This is a genomic window from Wolbachia endosymbiont (group A) of Philonthus cognatus, assembly GCF_947251755.1.
Lineage (GTDB): Bacteria > Pseudomonadota > Alphaproteobacteria > Rickettsiales > Anaplasmataceae > Wolbachia > Wolbachia pipientis.
In genome coordinates this window covers 1,692,073-1,710,159 of record NZ_OX366388.1, presented here as the reverse complement: position 1 = coordinate 1,710,159, position 18,087 = coordinate 1,692,073, and the positions used below count along the sequence as shown (strand labels likewise).

The following is an 18,087-nucleotide window of genomic DNA, read 5'->3' as shown; positions in this document are numbered from 1 at the left end:
CAAAAAATAAAATCTTAATTCTGGCACGCGTTGCAAAAATAAGTGCTACGGCCATTTTGTCGTATAAGTGTTATGATATTATTGCAAATCTTGCAAGGTTTTTGAACTTTACCATATACGTAAAAGTTATTTTGAAAGTATCCAGCAGATCCAGATGGCTGTGCATAATCTTTCAGTGTTGAACCACCTGCAGCAATTGCATCACTCAGAGTATTTTTTATTTCAGCAGCAAGTTTTTCGCACTCTCTATAGGTCAAGTTTTTTGCTGACCTGAGTGGTGATATACGGGCTCTAAACAAGCTCTCAGAAGCATATATGTTGCCTACGCCAACTATTGATTTATTGTCCATTAACGCTGATTTGATATTCACTTTTTTGTTTTTCAGCAACTCCTGTAAATAGTCTCCACTGAATTCATCCGTGAGGGGCTCTATTCCAAAATCGCTAAAAAAATCCGTTTCTTGTTCTTTATTTAAAACGATAACTAATCCAAATCTTCTTGGGTCATTAAAAATTATTGAAGTATTGTCAGAAAATAAAAATACCACGTGATCATGCTTATTCCGCATTTGATCGTGGTCAGCATATATAAGCTTTCCGCTCATGCCAAGATGTATGATTACAGCCACACTACCATCTGTATTCCAGATGGTATACTTACCTCTACGCTTGATGTTGCGTATGACTTTGCCCTTTAGCATATCATCAATATTTTTTGTTATTGGGGCACGTAAATTCCAATTATTCACTATAACATTACTGATTTGCTTGTTTTTAATTTTATCAAGCAAAAAATTAGAGATTACTTCCACTTCCGGTAGTTCTGGCATGATACCTCCTTCAAAACTTAAGTTTCTGATGGTAATTTTGTCGTTCTCAAATACATTCGAGTATTCTGCGGTGCTTTCTCCTAAAAATTCCTCACCACAAACGAGTTTTGAAAGGGTTCTCTGTCTACTCTGTTGCTGCTTTTTTCTTTTCAAAATATTTTGCTTTAAAGCTTTCGCTAATCTTTTTTTCTCCTCTTCTTTTTCCTTATTCTTTTTTGTGTTATTCATTATCATAATATATAAACTTGCCGTTGTAGCTCAGGTGGTAGAGTACGTCATTGGTAATGACGAGGTCCCAAGTTCGAGTCTTGGTAACGGCACACTGATTATACTTATAATATTGCATAACTTGTAAGCAAGGCTTAGAAGAAAGTTACAGAGGTAAGTTGTCATGCTTTTTCCATATCCTTTCTACCTTCTTGTTTTTGAGTAGCTCTAATGCTTTACAAAAGTGATACCTTGTTTTACTTGGCACTATAATGTCATCAATGTATCCATATGATGCAGCAAAAAATGGGTTAGCAAATTTTTCTTTATATTCTTTAATTAACGTTTGCTGATCTTTTTCGTGTCGAAATATAATCTCAACTGCACTTTCAGGGCCCATCACAGCTATTTCAGCAGTTGGCCAGGCATAATTTATATCACCTTTTAGATGTTTCGAATTCATAACAATGTATGCACCACCATACGCTTTTCTAGTGATAAGGCTAATTTTCGGCACGGTCGCTTCAGCGTAAGCGTAAAGCAGTTTCGCTCCGTGTTGTATTATATTATTGTATTCTTGATTTGTACCCGGCAAAAATCCTGGAACATCAATAAGTGTGATGATCGGAATGTTAAATGCGTCACAAAACCTTACAAACCTCGCAGCTTTTCTTGAAGAATCAATATCCAAACATCCTGCAAGGTGCATAGGTTGATTTGCAACAATACCGACAGTATTTCCTCCAATTCTACCAAAACCAGTTATGATATTACGAGCAAAATCAGGTTTCAGTTCAAAGAAATTCCTTTCATCACAAACTTTTTCAATGAGTTCATACATATCATAAGGAGTATTAGGATTGCTAGGAATCAGAGTATTTAAAGATTCATCAATATCATTAACTGAATCACAGGTTGATTTAGGTTTCGGTGATTCTTGATTATTTGCTGGTAAGAAAGTAAAGAATTCACGCATTTTTAGCAGCATTTCAACATCATTATTGAATGCAAAATCCGCTACTCCTGTTTTGCTTGTATGAATTTTTGCTCCACCGAGGTCTTCGAAACTTACATCTTCGTAGGTAACCTTTTTTACTACATCTGGCCCGGTTATAAACATATATGAACTGTTTTTCACCATGAAAGTAAAGTCAGTTAATGCTGGGGAATAAACTGCACCTCCTGCACATGGGCCCATAATTAAAGAAATTTGTGGTATAACACCCGATGCATTTACGTTTCTTTGAAAAATTTCTCCATAACCAGCAAGAGAATTTACTCCTTCCTGAATTCTGGCTCCACCAGAATCATTTAGTCCGATAATTGGAACTCTGGCATTAATTGCCATATCCATAATTTTGCATATTTTTTTTGCATGTGACGCACCAAGTGACCCACCAAAGACAGTAAAATCCTGAGAATAAACAAAAACTTTTCTGCCATAAATAGTACCATGACCAATCACTACCCCATCACCTAAAAAATTAGCATTTTGCATGCCAAAATCATTTGCATGATGTTTTACGAATTTATCGTATTCTGCAAAAGAACTTTCATCGAGCAATATACTGAGCCTTTCTCTAGCAGTTAATTTCCCTTTTTCATGTTGTTTGGTAATCCTGTCAGAACCGCCTCCTTTTTCAGCTTCTAGTGCTTTGGTTTTTAGATTTTCTAGTATTTTAAAGTCTTGCATACAATAAAGTAGTTTTCAAATTAGTTGTAGACTTTATTAAGTTTACAAACCCTACTAACTATACACATACACTATTGCTATATGCAACAATGTATGTATGATAATTGTTAATGCTCTGGTGATTCATGGTCACTACTTTGAAAATGTTGCGATGTGTCAACACTTTTCATATTAGAAAGAGGTGGACTAACTGCACTGCTTTTCGTTTGTGCAAAACTTTTAGCAGCTTCAACAACCTTGCTTATACGAGGTTCTTTTTCTAGCTCTTTTAGGTACTTTGAGAAGATTTCACAACTTTTGTCATCCATATGTACCATTATTTTACCAAAACTTTCAGCTTTTTCAGAAGATAAAATCATTTCGATCTTTTCATCGCCTACCCTAAAGGTCATTTTTACTTTGCCTTGCATATCATGATATTGCCAGCTTTTTATTCAGATTAGATTATCTCCTTCTCCTATTCGCAATGCACCATATTCTAAGTCCTTAAATTCCGGGGAGTTCATAAATTTTGCAGGAGTGATCACACTTTTTTCTGGACACTGTACATAATAAAATTTATTATCTCTTTCTACTACAATTGCTTTTTTTTTGTCATTTTCAATACTATCACTTACAATTTGTTTTAGACGTGACAAATATTCGCCGCGTTCTTTCAGTATATCTTCTGGCAATAATCTCCGAACTTCTTGGCTCACATCAGTGCCTGTTGAAACTAGATTAAACATTTCTAACATAAGAGGCCGTAGTTTTTCTTTTCCAGTCTCAGTAACATTTTTATCTTGCTCCATGAGGTGGTATAAGATCAGTATCGAATAATCTATTATTGATGACTTTTTTCTCCTTGGAATACATCAACACTAAACATGACCTTGTGCTTTTTTGCATCGTCTATAGATTTTTGAAGTCTCTTTGCTATGTTTTCGATAGCTTCATCATTAGGTAAGTGTTCAGGCAATGGCGTCAACTTAAGGAAAAATATCAGCGATAGTGTATAAAATTTCTCTCCAAATTTTTTATCATTAAATTATCCAAAGAGTGCAAGGGACAGCACTTTTGTTTCTGTTTTATTTCAACAAAGAAGTCTAAAATGTGTCCTTTTTAGGTGAAATATGCAAAAAGGAAAAAACCTTATTCTACAAATTAAAAATATAATATACTCGAAAACTTTTCAGAAAATCCATTGTGTTGAGTTTTACACGAACAAGAAAACTTCCTTTTTCGACAGTATTTTCTATGATTTTAAAGTTAGTTAAAAAAAGTTTGGGAATAGAATGTGAACTTATGGAGCCATTGACATGTACCCTCAAAGCAAGCTTTTTCTAAAGCAAGGTATAAGATTTGCCATACAGGCTTTCAAGAATTTAAGAGGTTGTCCACAAACCAGTAAATCAAGCATATTCCCTACTTAACATAACTTTACTCATAGCCAGATATATGAAACTTTCAGTAGATGTTGTAAGTAAATCGTACTCCTTTGATAGCCTTCTATTTCTATTGATCCAAGCAAAAGTCCTCTCTACCACCCACCTTCTCGGCTGTACTGAAAATCCAGGATCCCGTTGTGGCAATAGTTCTAGTGGTGTATCTTTATGCACCCAAAACCTACATGGAGGCCTTTTGACAATTTCAATATCTATCCCATATTCTCTCTTTACGTAATCCTTTAAATCTTTTCCTTGGTATCCCATATCAGCCCACATTTTCTTAATATTGCTGTATTTTTCCTTCATATTGTCCAATGCCATCTTCACCCCATCTCTGTCATTTTCGCTTGCAGCTCCTACATAGCAACCAAGCACAAATCCTTGAGTATCTGTGATTATATGTCTTTTTCTCCCCTTTACCTTTTTCGCACCATCATAACCTTTGCCCCCCCTTTTTCCGTGGTTTTACCGATTGACTGTCCACTATGCATGCGCTCGGCTTCCCATTTTTGACCTACTATATTTAGTGATATCATAGTTCATTTTCTCAAAAATTCCCTGCTTTTTCCATCTTCTAAACTGTTCATGCACAGCCTTCCACGGCGGAAAATCGTGTGGTAAATAGCGCCATTGACATCCTGTGCGCAGTATATAAAGAATTGCATTTACTATCTCACACTTACTGTATTTTGGTGGCCTTCCTCCTTTCTTGTACGATACTCTGAAGTGTTTTTCTATTCTTGCCCATTCCCTTTTACTTAAATCTGTTGGATATTTTTTCCTCATCTCTTACCTCAATATTCTTTCTTTATATACTACGTATTCCTTGGTTTGTGGACAACCTCTCAAATCTTACTATTACCAACAAATATGAGGTTCGTGAGCAAGTCGCCATCCTTCTGCTAAATCAAAGAGACGTTTATATCCTTTCCAAAGAGTAATTGGTCCTGGTTTTGGGTCGCTTTTTCTTGCTAAATGACCTCCAAGTTCACGAAACGGCTTCTTTTATAGTAGGGGCTATATTTGGACATGGTTTCCTGTGTATTTTAACATATAAAACTTTCCATTCTTCCTCAGCTAATAAGGCAGTACATGGTAATGTTGGGTTAGTTCTTGCAATTGATGTAATAAAGCAAATTCTCCAAGCAATAATGCTCATGACTGTTAAATACCTCATTAATCTTTCTGCTGTTCCAAGTCTACATTCCTCAACTTTGAGACCGGATTTAAAATTTTATGTAATATCTCTATTTTCCATCTAAGGCAATTGTAAGTTAAAAACGTGATATAAAAGAGATAAGAGAGAAAGATAACCCTGCTCACTAGGAATAGCGGGCGTGCGCGACCGAAAGGAAATTGGTATTACAACCGTTGGTATCAAGGTACGCTAGCCCTATCTCTCGATACGTTTGAATAGTTGCTTGGGACATATATATGCACCCGTTTACAATCTTAAATTAACTAAAACTATCGAGGTTTATTATGGTTACATCTTATCAAAATTTTATTGGCATTGACATCGGAAAATTTAAAAATGTCGTTGCAATTCACAAACAGAAGAATGCTGTCGAATTTGATAATAATGCTTCTGGTTGGCAACAATTATTTCAAGAGTTTTCAGATATTCTACCTAATGCTTTAGTGACTTTAGAAAATACAGGGAAATATGAGCTTGGCTTATCACATTTTCTTACCGACAAAAATATTGCCGTGCATCGAGCTAATACTCGTAAAGTAAAAAGCTTTATTTTATCTCACGGAACTTTAGCAAAGTCTGATAGATCAGATGCAAGAGCTCTTGCTCAATATGGATTTGAACGCCATAGAACTATCTCTCTATTTGTACCTACCTCTACAGAACAATCAACTTTGGCTGCACTTTGTCAACGTCGTGATGATATTACGCAAATGAGAACTCAAGAAAAATGCAGACTTGAAGCACCGGAAAATGATCATATAAAAGAAAGCTGTCAAAAGACCATTGAGTTTTTCGATAGTCAAATAAACGAACTCAATGATACTATACAAAAGATTATTGATGAAAGCCGCGAATTACAACAACGCCAAAAAATTCTTAAAACAGTTCCTGGAATAGGTAAAAAGTTATCACAAGATTTTTTGTGTTTAATGCCAGAGCTTGGTTACTTAAATAGAAAAGAAGTAGCAAGTCTTGCCGGAGTTGCACCGCATCCAAAAGAAAGTGGTAAAGCTGTTGGTTACCGAAGGATTACAGGTGGTAGAAGTAACGTTCGTTCAAAGCTCTTTACAGCCGCTATGGCTGCTACAAGGTCAAAATCTATACTTGGCGCCTTTTATTCTAAGCTTGTTGAAAGTGGTAAGAAGAAGATGGTGGCTATAACAGCCCTAATGCGTAAAATTATAGTAATTGCTAATACAAGACTTAAAGAAGCAATTAATTTGCATACTTAAAAATCTTCACAACGGTAACTGAAATTGGCTAATGAATATGTGCGTCCACACAGACTTAAAGCACATATTCATTAGCTTAAGCAGAAATTGCTGTGGTAGCTGTTTGATATAAAATTCTATTTCTATGACAAACGGGTTTTTATTGCCCATATAATTTGCAAAATTACACAAATAAAAAAATTTTTAAAAAACATAGTTGATATCAACTAATTTTTTCAACAGCTTCATCGAAAGTATTAACTGAAAGATTCGTTAATAGCATCCATTCTAGCGGTTTTTTTTTAAGGGAAGGGGAGTTTTCTCAACAACATAAACTGCATAAAGTGGTAATTTAGGTAGTTCTTCCGTCTTATGCCTAATATTATTCTTAGATGGATTCATCATAAACTTTCCAAATCTAACTTCCAAACGTGCTGTTCTTTTTGGCTTATTATCTTTTACAGGAACTTCAACTTCTACCGTACCTGCACAATGAGAGGATTTAATAAATGCCCATAACTTCTGCTCACCTTTTTCAGGATATCGAGATTTTCTATTTACTGCTCTATCTCTGCATGCTCTAACTAGCACTGCCGAATTAAGACTATGTGCAAGCTCAAAAAAGTCATATATATCTGCTTCTCTATCGCATACAGTTATAGTCTCAGTTTGAGTTGGATCAATAATATTATTTGTTTTTCTTAAAGTTTCCAACCACTTTACGCTTTCTTTATTTTCAATGCGATCGCTCTTTTTTTTAAGGTTCTCAGTTTCTTCAGGTCTTGAATAAACTTTTTGATCTAGTATCCCTAGTACCAACTTTCTATACTAACGGCAAGAGCTGTATGCATTATAATACCTTTTGCAGTATCATAACTGGACAAATTTGCTAATCCGCTTGTTTTTTTATGGTTATTATATACAATGTAACTGGTATCTTGAATGACAAGAACCCTCTTGTGAGCTTTTGTTCTCTCAACTGTTTTATCAATGTGTGAAGCTAGAATATCGACTTCTTTTACGTTCTCATTTTAAAAAAAACGATATGCTGCTTTTGCTTCTGACCAACTTCCGCATGCCTCATTAATTGAGCTTTCAGGTAAACTTATCAAACTGTCAGCAATATTTACTAATCGGTCAGTTAATCTTTTATCTCCAAGTACAGCATCTCCAAATTCATTTTTAGCCCATTCATTACTCTCGTTTGCCATTTTTATACCCTCAATATTTGCAAACTCTAATATTGTAATACTTTATTTATAAGTACATTTATATTTGTGGGTAATAGTAAGGAATGACACCGTCTTGGATGGAAACCAGTGTCAGCTACTTTCATGACACCATCACAAGGTGAAACTGGATCGGCTTTGTTGCATCGCTCAAGTGAAAAGAACTGGCAGTTACTGACAAAATTCATTATAAATAGCGATTTAACTGTTGAAGAAAAAATATGCCACAAAAAATGAGGGTCAGTAACCATAGCGAATATAACAAATTTCTAGAAAAAAGAGGAAATATTTTTCATTATATCAACGAAGCCATAGAAAAGTGGTACGAGAATGGTCCAAAAATACCAGGTGGCAACAATATTTATAGCGATAAAGTTGTAATTTTGGTGCACATAATAACTTGTTTATTTAGAATAGGCCTGAGGCAAACAGTTGGGTTTATAGCAGGATACCTTGAGCAAATTGGGAAAAATTTGCAAGTTATCAGCTATTCACAATCATCAAGAAGGTTTAAGAAACTCAATATTAAGATCAATGATTGCAGAATTGATAAAAATAATATGGAAGATATCGAAATTGCTATAGACAGTACAGGAATTAGTATATACAACAACACTCCTGGTCATAGCAAAGAAAATAGCGAAGATAGAAAGTATCGCAGCTATGAACAGACAAGAAAATTGCATGTAATGTTGAATACAAACAGCAAAAAAGCCATAGCTGTAAAATACAGTAACGGTGTCTACTCTGATCACTATGGAGCTTGTGATTTGCTAAAAGAAGTCGATTTTCAGTATGTCATAAAAGTACTATATGCAGATAGGGCATATGACAGAGAAAAGCTCTATAAGCTGTGTAATCAATATGGTATAAAAACGAAAATTCCTCCGAAAAACAACGCAGCAGAGCATCCAAAGTTAGACTATATGGCTGAGAGAAATTCTGCAGTCAAGCTCATAAAGTCATATGATGAAGATGGTATAAAGAAGTGGAAAAAAGAGATGAGTTATGGAAAAAGATCTTATATAGAAGGTTTTTTCTCGCGATTAAAAAAGACATTTGGGTTTAGTTTTAGGAGCAAATCTGAAATTAATCGTGAGAAGGAACTGCTACTCAAGTGTTATTTGCTTAACAAATTTACTGAAATAGGCATGGCTAAGTTTGAGATAGCTTCATGAATTTATTGTACGTTACCTACTATCCGAAGAGCGATGCAACAAAGCCAACTGGATCCCAGATACTGTCTCTGCTGTCAAACAAATTATCCAACAAAATTACAATTAAATGGTTGATTATTTTTAAGAATACCAAAAAAGACATGCATTAATTTTCGCATTAACGCAAGAACTATGACTTTTGGACATTTGCCTTTACTTGCTAGACGCTGACAAAACTTTTGAAAATGATTATTATGGTTTTTGACTACTATAGCTGGCATATAAAGAGCTTTTCGAATACGCTCAGATCCTATTTTGCATATGCAACTTCTCTTACTTACTGACGATCCCGATTGATAATGTCCTGGATTTAGACCAGCAAAAGCTGTAAATTGTTTAGCATTGTCAAAGTTATCAACTGATGGCATTTCTGCGACAACAGCAACAGCAGTAAGATATCCTATACCTTTTATAGTCTTAAGGTTTTCCACCATATTTTTTAGATGTGGATAGTTATTTATATGCTCATTAATTTCTTTTTCGAGAACAATAATTTGCTCCTCTATTGCCAAAATTACTTTAGATATAGCTTCTTTGCAACTGGAATGCATATTTTTGTTTTCCAAGCGATTTGTCTGTTGCACCTTATCATCTTTTAGCGATTGCATGCAACGGTAAAGCTCCCTCAAATGCCTCATTTCAGGTGCAATGGGCTTCCAAAGAGCAGGTTTGTTGGCGATACAAAATCTAGCTATCATAGCTGCATCTGATTTATCTGTCTTATTTCTGAGCAGCTCACTTTTGCCAAAAGCTTTGATTTGGGCTGGGTTTACTATACTGACATTATGTCCTAAATCGTGCATAAAAGTAGCCAAATCTTCTCCATACCAACTAGTTGCTTCAAGACATAAATGAGTAAGATTTGCTCCATGGCCATTGCACCAAACTACAAGTTTTGCAAAACCATCTTGATTATTTTGAAAGACTTTGTGTCGTTTTTTACTGTCCACTAACAAACAAACATCAAATTTCTTTTTTGAAATATCCACACCCAAAATAGCATTTACTTGCATAAAATTGCCTCCAAGACTATAAATAAACTGAGAGTTTAGACTAACCTTGTAATACGGGATATAATTCCAAAAGATACTGTTCAGTCTTTAACTCTATGGGAGGGAAGCAAAATCTGGCTTAATGGCATTAGTGTCGCATCAGCTTCACCCTCCCTGTGAGGTATTTTAGCTCTAATGCCTCACATCATAAAGATACAAGTGTCTGGGCACTGGGATGACAAGAAGAGAGCACTGGAATGACAGGAGAAGGGGGGCTACTACCGTCATAAAGGAACCAGTGTCAGCTACTCGGATGATACCTCTTTCTACTTAATTTGGGTTATGCAAGAAGTCTATTCGCGGTATAGATTCCGCTAACGAGTAGCGAAATGATGGTTTTTCAAATCGTCGGTAAGCCTAAGTCAGTTTAGCTATATGCTTTTAATTCCCCCAAAAGGAGAATTAAATATGTGAAATTCTAGTTGATATAATTTAATGAATGGTTAATTTTAACTATTAATTTATTTGAGAGATTTTAATAATATTTAACCCACTCGTTTTTCTATTTTCCATATCGTGATGTGCTTGAATTATTTCATCAAATTTATATTTTTTATTGATCCGTACAGTTAAAAGTTTTTTTCTTATCATCTCGAAGATTTCCATTGTGGTAAGCACTAATGTGAATCTATCATGCTTATAATGGTATATTGAGGTTCCTGTTGCAAATAACGAACGTGAACTAAGTAAAGAAAAACTAATAGGAGCGTTACCTGATATCTGCCCATAGGAAACGTATATGCCGAACCTGCCTAAAGATTCAAAAGAGAGCTTACTTGTAGCGTAACCTATGGGGTCATACACTGCACCTACTCCTCTGTTTTGCGTAATCTCCATAATTTTAGAAACGAAGTCTTTATCATTGTAGTTTATTGCGTATGTGCAGCCACTTTGTAAAGCTATCTTCATTTTTTCATCAGAGCTTACAGAACCTATCACTACACCTTTTTTATCCTTTGCCCATTGACATATTATTTGCCCTAAGCCACCATTAGCTCCATGAACTAGCACGAAAGCACCAGGCCTGATTTTATAAGATTGATTAACTAAATAGTGAGCTGTCATACCTTTAAACAGCACTGCAGCAGCAACTTCATCAGATATGTCATCTGGAATTTTTATCAGATATTTCTGGTGTATAATGCGCTTTTCACAATATGCCCCTGGAGGAGCTGTGCAATATCCAACTCTGTCTCCAACTTTGAATCCATCACTGATTTTTTTACCAAGTTTTTCAATAACCCCAACTGCTTCCACTCCAAGCACTGATGGTAAATTTTTAATTTTGCGTGTACCTTTTCTGTGCTCTAAATCATAACGATTTAAGCCGATAGTTGTGTGACGCACTAAGACTTCCTCGCCTTTTGGCTCACCTATGCTCTTATCTACAAATTCTAATACTTCTGGTCCCCCAGTTTTTTTAATTTGTATAGCTCTAACCATGATGAATATTAAGACAAAAACTTTGATTATGTTATCTAACAATTAATATTTTGCAAAGTTATTGTTTTCACAATCAATAGACTTCTTGCGTTACCTCCTGTCATTCCAGTGTCAGCTACTTGGATGACACCCTATTGATTACTGAAATGACATGGTTTGCAAACATTCTGTTACTTAAGCTTAAAAAACGTGTATGACAGTGTTATTTCGCTCAAATCTTTTGTATTGTTATCAAGCATTATCTCAGGATCTATATAAAAAGATACGGGCATAGCTGCTTTTTGTTTTGGTAGCAACATTTGTTCTTCAAAACAAAAGCATGCAATTTTATTGAAATACTTACCTGCTTTGAAAGGCGTAACGTTATACACCGCCATTCCAAATGAAGGCTGATCAGATAGATTTTTTGCGTAATAAAACGCTAAACTTTGTTCTCCTATGTTTACGTCAACGTAGTTAGTTTCTGATTTAAACTCCCAAGGTAGATCGGACATTATATCAGCATTGAAATGGACCCTGATCTTTTGGTTAGTTATATTTGTTGTTGTGTTAGTTACTTTTCTTATTGTGCCACCATACCCAGTAGCTTTACAGAAAATGCTATATAGAGGTACCGATGCATATGCAAGACATATCATCGACACAACTAAAGATACTAAAAAGAAAACTATAGAATTCTTACTGCCTTTCCTTAAAAAGGAAAACATCTAATCCCTATTGTTGAACAAGTTAAGTAACCTGAGTAGATTGAGAAATATATTAATAAAGTCAAAATAAAGATTAGTTGCACCGAGTATTGCCAATTTAGTAGTAGCAACTTCTGATCCGTCATTATGTTTATAATAAACGTCCTTGATTCTTTGAGCATCATACGCAGTCATTAAGGTAAAGACTATTACTGATATGAACGATATTGCAAAGTGGAGAGGACTACTTCCAAGAAATAAATTTACTATAGACGCAATGATTAACCCCCAAACTCCCATAATCAAGAAAGAGCCCATACTTGTAAGATCTCTTTTTGTAGTATTGCCATATAAAGCCATAGAGCCAAACATGATTGATGTAATGAAAAACGCCCTTGCTATATTTTCTGCAGTATAAACTATAAAAACATAAGATAAGGAAAGCCCCATTAACACTGAGAACGAGAAAAATATAGTAACGGCAGACTGAGCACTTAGGTGTTGAATTCTATAAGACATGTAGAACACCAATGCAACCGGAGATAACATTACCACAAGCGATAGAACGGGATTAGAATAAATTACTTGAAAAAGACCAGAAAATACTGTTAAAAATGCAACAAGCCCTGTGACGCCCAAAGCTAAAGCCATGTAATTGTATACTTTAGTTAGGTAACTTCTAAGCCCAGCGCTATAGTAAACGCCTTGAGAGCGAATATCCTGTTCATTTCTCATATAAGACATAATATAACTCCTTTTGTCCATTATTTAACACATTATAATATAAAACCACATTTTTATCAAGTGTTTTTATTATAAACAGCTATGCGCTGGCATTTGTTTTAATATAAATAGAATATAGGCCTATTGCTGCTGCATTTGAAACATTTAAGCTGTCAATTACGTTTGATATTGGGATCTTTAAAAGATAATCACAATTTTCTTTAACTAACCTCCGCATTCCTTTCTCTTCAGAACCAAAAATAATTACTCTTTTTTTCTCAAGACTCTTTATTTCATCTATATTTTCTTTAGCATTGCAATCAAACCCGTAACACCAGTAGCCGACCTTTTTTAAATACTGCATAGTTTTTACTATATTTGTAACGTATATTAGCGGAACAATATCTAAAGCCCCACTTGCTGCTTTTGCAATAGATGCATTTTCACTCGGTGAATGGTTATGTGGTAAAACCAATGCGTTGACATTAAAACAAGCTGAAGTTCTTAAAATCGACCCAATATTGTGCGTGTCAGTGACTTGATCTAAAATGACTATAGTAGAGCTGTCGTTTGAGCTTTCAGCTATTTCTTCAATGCTTAAGTTATAAAGAATAGGGGCAACATTTAAAGCAATTCCCTGATGGTTAGCACCTTTGGGTAAAACGTCATTAAGTATTTTGTTTTCTACTAATCGAACTTTAATGCCCTTACTGTCTACACATTGCCTAATTTCTTTTTTGTGCTCTCTATAGAAATTTTCTGTTGCTAACAGTTCTATACACCGCCTATTTTTATTCTTCAGTGCTGACATGCAGGTGTGCTTTCCATACAGCCAAAAATTCTCATTAGTTTTTGACGATTTCATCGTATTATTGAAAATCGGGTTTTTATAGAATAAGCAACATTTTACTATGTTTGGATATTGTTGTAAAATTATACAATTCGATTAATGCGTTTATGTCGGACGATGAGTTGGATTGGCAAAAAAATGTTAAGCCAATAGAATGTGGAAAAGTTACTTTGAAAGTTGATCATAAAGTAAATATAAAGTCTATGGTTGATAAAGGTACCTCCGACTTACAAGGGAATTTTCTTAATACCAATAATAGTAACTCATCATTTTGTCTTGACTACAACACAAAATCAAAGATTGATAGGGGTAAATATTTTATAAGCGATAAGCTCGATTTGCACGGCTATAATATAGAGGATGCTTACTGTAAATTGATAGATTTTATTATCAAAAATTATCGAGCAGGAAATAGATGTTTATTGGTAATTACGGGATACGGCAGTGCAACAAATAAAACAGACACTATAAAGAGTAACTTAAATAAATGGTTAAATGACACTAAAATCCAGCATATGGTTCTATACTACCAACAAGCTACGAAAAAACATGGTGGTAAAGGGGCTTTTTATGTTTTATTAAGAAGGAATAAAAACCTTGAGTCCTGATACTTAAAATTCCTTTTAAGCCTTAATTTTTCTTGTATAGCCATACAGTGTTCGGCAGCGCGTGACGCACAACTGTGCGAACATTGTGATTTGGGTCTACCAGGAAGGATGTCTCCCAGTACCTCTTTTCCCGTCATCCCGCTACGTGTTAGCGGGATCTCATTTCACTTTATGAGGGTGTCATCCGAATAGCTTGACTACTTGGATCCAGATTGGATACTGAGTTGGTGAGTATAAAAGTATAGCTTCTACGTCATACCGCCGCGGTATCTCAGCCGCTAACAAGTAGCGGGGTGACGAGTTACTATACCGCTGCGAACCGTCATACCGCGATTTATTCCATAGCTGTACGAACATTCATTTTTGAAGGTAAACTGCACAGCAAATGGTGTCATTCCAGTGCTTGACACTGGAATGGCTTTGTTGCATAGCAACTGAAAAATCTGGTGGCTACTGACAAAATTCATTATAAAATAGCCATTTAACCTTGAAAGAAAAAATATGCCACAAAAAATGAGGGTCAGTAACCATAGCGAATATAACAAATTTCTAGAAAAAAGAGGAAATATTTTTCATTATATCAACGAAGCCATAGAAAAGTGGTACGAGAATGGTCCAAAAATACCAGGTGGCAACAATATTTATAGCGATAAAGTTGTAATTTTGGTGCACATAATAACTTGTTTATTTAGAATAGGCCTGAGGCAAACAGTTGGGTTTATAGCAGGATACCTTGAGCAAATTGGGAAAAATTTGCAAGTTATCAGCTATTCACAATCATCAAGAAGGTTTAAGAAACTCAATATTAAGATCAATGATTGCAGAATTGATAAAAATAATATGGAAGATATCGAAATTGCTATAGACAGTACAGGAATTAGTATATACAACAACACTCCTGGTCATAGCAAAGAAAATAGCGAAGATAGAAAGTATCGCAGCTATGAACAGACAAGAAAATTGCATGTAATGTTGAATACAAACAGCAAAAAAGCCATAGCTGTAAAATACAGTAACGGTGTCTACTCTGATCACTATGGAGCTTGTGATTTGCTAAAAGAAGTCGATTTTCAGTATGTCATAAAAGTACTATATGCAGATAGGGCATATGACAGAGAAAAGCTCTATAAGCTGTGTAATCAATATGGTATAAAAACGAAAATTCCTCCGAAAAACAACGCAGCAGAGCATCCAAAATTGGATTATATGCTTGATAGAAATGCCGCTATTCAGTTAATGAAATTACATGGTGAGAATGGTATAAAAAGATGGAAAGAAGAAGTAAATTACGGAAAAAGATCGTATATTGAAGGATTTTTCTCAAGGTTGAAGCGAATATTTGGGTTTAGTTTTAGGAGCAAATCTGAAATTAATCGTGAGAAGGAACTGCTACTCAAGTGTTATTTGCTTAACAAATTTACTGAAATAGGCATGGCTAAGTTTGAGATAGCTTCATGAATTTATTGTACGTTACCTACTATCCGAAGAGCGATGCAACAAAGCCCACTGGAATCCAGCCGGCTTTGTTGCATCGCTAGCTATGATGGATTAAAGATAAAAAAGGTGGAGAATATCAGTAGCTTATTATTCTGGTATTTATAACAAGAACGGTCAGTGAATACCTAAATTTGAGTAAAAGAAATTTCACTACCACTCACTAATCCGGCTAAAATTCAAGAATTTCAATGCTTTAGCTATTTTCAATAGAATTAAATTTATTAATATAAATAACAAGTTACTATTCTTAAATTTGATCAGATTGATTGCAAAAAAAACAAGATTTTCAATAAGTTGCTTATAATCCTAATTATAGTTAGCCTTTCATAAGTAGCGATGCAACAAAGCCATTCCAGCGTCACGCGCTGCCATGTGGTATACAAATTTCCTTCGAATTACAACGTACGTGCGCTCTATATGCACTTGATTGACAAATGCTCTCTTATCAAAATCTCAAGAATCTGCACTATATTTAATGCTGCGCCTTTGCGCAGGTTGTCAGCCACTATCCACATATTTAATCCGTGCTCAACAGTATTGTCTCTTCTAATACGCGATACATATACAGCATTCTCCTGTACAACATCAATTTGAGTTATGTATTCACTATCTTCACGCCTGTTGTACACTAAAACTCCACTATCTTCGGCTTCACTTAGCACTTCACGAGCTTGTTCTTCAGTGATATGTTGATCAAATTCCACATTTACTGCCATAGCGTGACCGATAAAGACGGGTACCCTTACACAAGTTGCAGTAACTTTTATATCTTCCTCTAAAATTTTTTTTGTCTCCTCTTGCATTTTCCATTCCTCTTCTGTAGAACCATTTTCCATGAATTCTCCTACATGGGGAATGCAATTGAATGCTATTTGCTTAGAGAATATCTTGGGTTTTTTAGCTTCGTTCATAAAGATTTTTTTTGTCTGGTCATAGAGCTCATCCATTGCTGCTTTGCCTGCACCAGAAGTTGATTGATAAGTTGAAGCAACGATTCTCTTTATTTTTGCTTTTTGGTGTAATAGATGTAGTACTAGCAGCATCTGTATTGTAGTACAGTTTGGATTGGATATTATGTTGTGGTTTTTATATTCCATAATTTTTTCTTTATTAATCTCTGGAATAATGAGTGGCACACCCTCTTTCATTCTAAAATGGGAACTGTTATCTATCACGATGCATCCAGCCTGTGTTGCAATTGGTACATACTCTTCAGAAACATGAGATCCAGCACAGAAAATGGCTACATTAGTTCCAACGAAGTCATAATCCTCAAGGCATAAAACTGTTAACTCTTTGTCACCAAAGCTCACCTTCTTCCCTTCTGATTTTTTCGATGCAAGTGCAATAACGCAATCTATCGCCTCATCTTGAAATTCAGCAAGCGTGCTTAATACCTCACGCCCTACTCTTCCGGTTGCTCCAATAACAGCAATTTTGTATCCCATATAGATGAACCTCTAATTTCAAAGTTCTATTATATTTTTACTGACAAAATTTACAATTGTTTTAATATTTTTACCTTGCAATTAATTGTAATTTAGCTATTATTATGCAATATTAGTAATATTACATAATGAAATGAAAGATGAGTAAGGAATACGATGAAACTAAGGTTAAACCTGCAATTTCTACACCTCAAGGGCCTGAAGGAACCAATGGATCAAAGGCCCAAAGTGTTCTTTCGAATAAAAGAAAGCCTACAATAAATTTTGATGATAAAAAGTATGGTGTAAAAACCTCTAAAATAGACCAACAGTCTCTAAACAAAAGACAAGAATCTTCAAAGCTAAGAGATCTCTTAAGGTCAATACCAATAATAAGGAGATTTTTAGCAAGGATTTTCACACCTGAAAAAATAGAAATCATCAGTAACCCTATATATGACAACATGGAAGCATATAAAAAATCGCAGGAAGATTACCCTAGTAAGATAAAAGATGAAACTAGTATAGATGATGAACACACAAAAGAAGTAGATAGTAAACTTGAGAAGGGTAATGTTGAACAAGTGGACAACAAGAAAAGTCGTAGTTCATACATATCAATCATTTAAAAATTATCTCTAGTTATAACATTGTATCTGTTCAGATGCATGGCTTATGTACAAATATTGAAACAAAAATTCCAGTGCTCCCTTTCTTGTCATCCCAGTGCGTGACACTGGGATGGCTTTGTTGCATCGCTCTTCGGATAGTAGGTAACGTACAATAAAT

The 18,087-nt window shown here is 35.0% G+C and carries 18 protein-coding genes, 1 tRNA gene and 4 pseudogenes; 9 read left to right on the top strand and 14 right to left on the bottom strand.

Going from position 1 to position 18,087, the window contains the following annotated elements; all coding sequences use genetic code 11:
* Positions 1–14 precede the first annotated feature (14 nt).
* Positions 15–830, bottom strand: coding sequence for a bifunctional DNA-formamidopyrimidine glycosylase/DNA-(apurinic or apyrimidinic site) lyase (gene mutM, locus OPR21_RS07975; RefSeq protein WP_010963068.1), 816 nt, complete (start codon positions 828–830; stop codon positions 15–17).
* Between the two features lie 247 nt (positions 831–1,077).
* On the opposite strand from mutM, the gene OPR21_RS07970 reads away from it, so the two are divergent.
* A tRNA-Thr gene (locus tag OPR21_RS07970) sits at positions 1,078–1,150 on the top strand.
* A gap of 53 nt (positions 1,151–1,203) precedes the next feature.
* Here the strand turns inward: OPR21_RS07970 and OPR21_RS07965 are convergent.
* The 4 genes from OPR21_RS07965 to OPR21_RS07950 form a co-directional block, all read right to left on the bottom strand.
* Positions 1,204–2,730, bottom strand: coding sequence for an acyl-CoA carboxylase subunit beta (locus OPR21_RS07965; RefSeq protein WP_077188322.1), 1,527 nt, complete (start codon positions 2,728–2,730; stop codon positions 1,204–1,206).
* A gap of 107 nt (positions 2,731–2,837) precedes the next feature.
* Positions 2,838–3,140, bottom strand: coding sequence for a hypothetical protein (locus OPR21_RS07960; RefSeq protein WP_231115838.1), 303 nt, complete (start codon positions 3,138–3,140; stop codon positions 2,838–2,840).
* A gap of 24 nt (positions 3,141–3,164) precedes the next feature.
* The gene (locus tag OPR21_RS07955) at positions 3,165–3,521 is read right to left on the bottom strand and encodes a hypothetical protein (protein WP_265029931.1); all 357 of its coding nucleotides are present in this window, start codon (positions 3,519–3,521) and stop codon (positions 3,165–3,167) included.
* A gap of 32 nt (positions 3,522–3,553) precedes the next feature.
* Complete coding sequence (locus OPR21_RS07950; RefSeq protein WP_255324782.1) at positions 3,554–3,688, bottom strand: hypothetical protein; 135 nt, start codon at positions 3,686–3,688, stop codon at positions 3,554–3,556.
* Between the two features lie 154 nt (positions 3,689–3,842).
* Here OPR21_RS07950 and OPR21_RS07945 point away from each other — a divergent pair.
* A pseudogene (locus OPR21_RS07945) lies at positions 3,843–4,108 on the top strand (IS4-like element ISWosp8 family transposase); the annotation flags it as partial.
* A gap of 13 nt (positions 4,109–4,121) precedes the next feature.
* Here the strand turns inward: OPR21_RS07945 and OPR21_RS07940 are convergent.
* Both OPR21_RS07940 and OPR21_RS07935 read right to left on the bottom strand, forming a co-directional pair.
* Positions 4,122–4,943, bottom strand: a pseudogene (locus tag OPR21_RS07940) (IS5 family transposase).
* Between the two features lie 72 nt (positions 4,944–5,015).
* Positions 5,016–5,423 (bottom strand): annotated as a pseudogene (locus tag OPR21_RS07935) (IS4 family transposase); the annotation flags it as partial.
* Positions 5,424–5,639: 216 nt separating this feature from the next.
* On the opposite strand from OPR21_RS07935, the gene OPR21_RS07930 reads away from it, so the two are divergent.
* Entirely contained in the window at positions 5,640–6,587 is a 948-nt protein-coding gene (locus OPR21_RS07930; RefSeq protein ID WP_209472550.1) for an IS110 family RNA-guided transposase, read from the top strand.
* A 208-nt stretch (positions 6,588–6,795) separates the two neighbouring features.
* Here the strand turns inward: OPR21_RS07930 and OPR21_RS07925 are convergent.
* A pseudogene (locus tag OPR21_RS07925) lies at positions 6,796–7,777 on the bottom strand (IS4 family transposase); the annotation flags it as partial.
* Positions 7,778–7,900: 123 nt separating this feature from the next.
* Here OPR21_RS07925 and OPR21_RS07920 point away from each other — a divergent pair.
* Entirely contained in the window at positions 7,901–8,032 is a 132-nt protein-coding gene (locus OPR21_RS07920) for a hypothetical protein (RefSeq protein ID WP_265029930.1), read from the top strand.
* Positions 8,017–8,973 (top strand): IS5 family transposase, encoded by a 957-nt coding sequence (locus tag OPR21_RS07915; protein WP_265029893.1) that lies wholly within the window; start codon positions 8,017–8,019, stop codon positions 8,971–8,973. Before OPR21_RS07920 ends, OPR21_RS07915 begins: the two co-directional genes overlap by 16 nt.
* Positions 8,974–9,056: 83 nt before the next feature.
* Here OPR21_RS07915 and OPR21_RS07910 read toward each other — a convergent pair whose 3' ends face one another.
* From OPR21_RS07910 to rlmB, 5 genes are all read right to left on the bottom strand, one after another.
* A complete protein-coding gene (locus tag OPR21_RS07910; RefSeq protein WP_236514440.1) occupies positions 9,057–10,025 on the bottom strand; it encodes an IS110 family RNA-guided transposase in 969 nt (322 codons plus the stop codon).
* A 495-nt stretch (positions 10,026–10,520) separates the two neighbouring features.
* On the bottom strand, positions 10,521–11,507 hold the full coding sequence (locus OPR21_RS07905; protein WP_236514441.1) for a quinone oxidoreductase family protein: 987 nt from the start codon (positions 11,505–11,507) through the stop codon (positions 10,521–10,523).
* A 170-nt stretch (positions 11,508–11,677) separates the two neighbouring features.
* Complete coding sequence (locus OPR21_RS07900) at positions 11,678–12,214, bottom strand: cytochrome c oxidase assembly protein (RefSeq protein ID WP_006279376.1); 537 nt, start codon at positions 12,212–12,214, stop codon at positions 11,678–11,680.
* Positions 12,215–12,937, bottom strand: coding sequence for a Bax inhibitor-1/YccA family protein (locus tag OPR21_RS07895; protein ID WP_010962942.1), 723 nt, complete (start codon positions 12,935–12,937; stop codon positions 12,215–12,217).
* A gap of 79 nt (positions 12,938–13,016) precedes the next feature.
* Positions 13,017–13,781, bottom strand: a complete 765-nt coding sequence (gene rlmB / locus OPR21_RS07890; RefSeq protein WP_236514443.1) for a 23S rRNA (guanosine(2251)-2'-O)-methyltransferase RlmB — start codon at positions 13,779–13,781, stop codon at positions 13,017–13,019.
* Positions 13,782–13,873: 92 nt separating this feature from the next.
* Here rlmB and OPR21_RS07885 point away from each other — a divergent pair, with 92 nt between their 5' ends.
* Together OPR21_RS07885 and OPR21_RS07880 are read left to right on the top strand one after the other, a co-directional pair.
* Positions 13,874–14,374 (top strand): Smr/MutS family protein, encoded by a 501-nt coding sequence (locus tag OPR21_RS07885; protein ID WP_236514444.1) that lies wholly within the window; start codon positions 13,874–13,876, stop codon positions 14,372–14,374.
* Between the two features lie 501 nt (positions 14,375–14,875).
* Positions 14,876–15,832, top strand: a complete 957-nt coding sequence (locus tag OPR21_RS07880; protein ID WP_265029812.1) for an IS5 family transposase — start codon at positions 14,876–14,878, stop codon at positions 15,830–15,832.
* A gap of 452 nt (positions 15,833–16,284) precedes the next feature.
* On the opposite strand, the gene OPR21_RS07875 is transcribed toward OPR21_RS07880, so the two are convergent.
* Positions 16,285–17,319 carry an aspartate-semialdehyde dehydrogenase gene (locus OPR21_RS07875; protein WP_012673309.1) on the bottom strand — a complete coding sequence of 345 codons (1,035 nt, stop codon included), beginning with the start codon at positions 17,317–17,319 and terminating at the stop codon, positions 16,285–16,287.
* Positions 17,320–17,459: 140 nt separating this feature from the next.
* Between OPR21_RS07875 and OPR21_RS07870 the strand changes: the two genes are divergently transcribed.
* Together OPR21_RS07870 and OPR21_RS07865 are read left to right on the top strand one after the other, a co-directional pair.
* Positions 17,460–17,927: a hypothetical protein gene (locus tag OPR21_RS07870; RefSeq protein ID WP_265029929.1), complete on the top strand. Its 468-nt coding sequence runs from the start codon at positions 17,460–17,462 to the stop codon at positions 17,925–17,927.
* Positions 17,928–17,962: 35 nt separating this feature from the next.
* Positions 17,963–18,085 carry a hypothetical protein gene (locus tag OPR21_RS07865; RefSeq protein ID WP_265029928.1) on the top strand — a complete coding sequence of 41 codons (123 nt, stop codon included), beginning with the start codon at positions 17,963–17,965 and terminating at the stop codon, positions 18,083–18,085.
* The last annotated feature ends 2 nt before the right edge of the window (positions 18,086–18,087 follow it).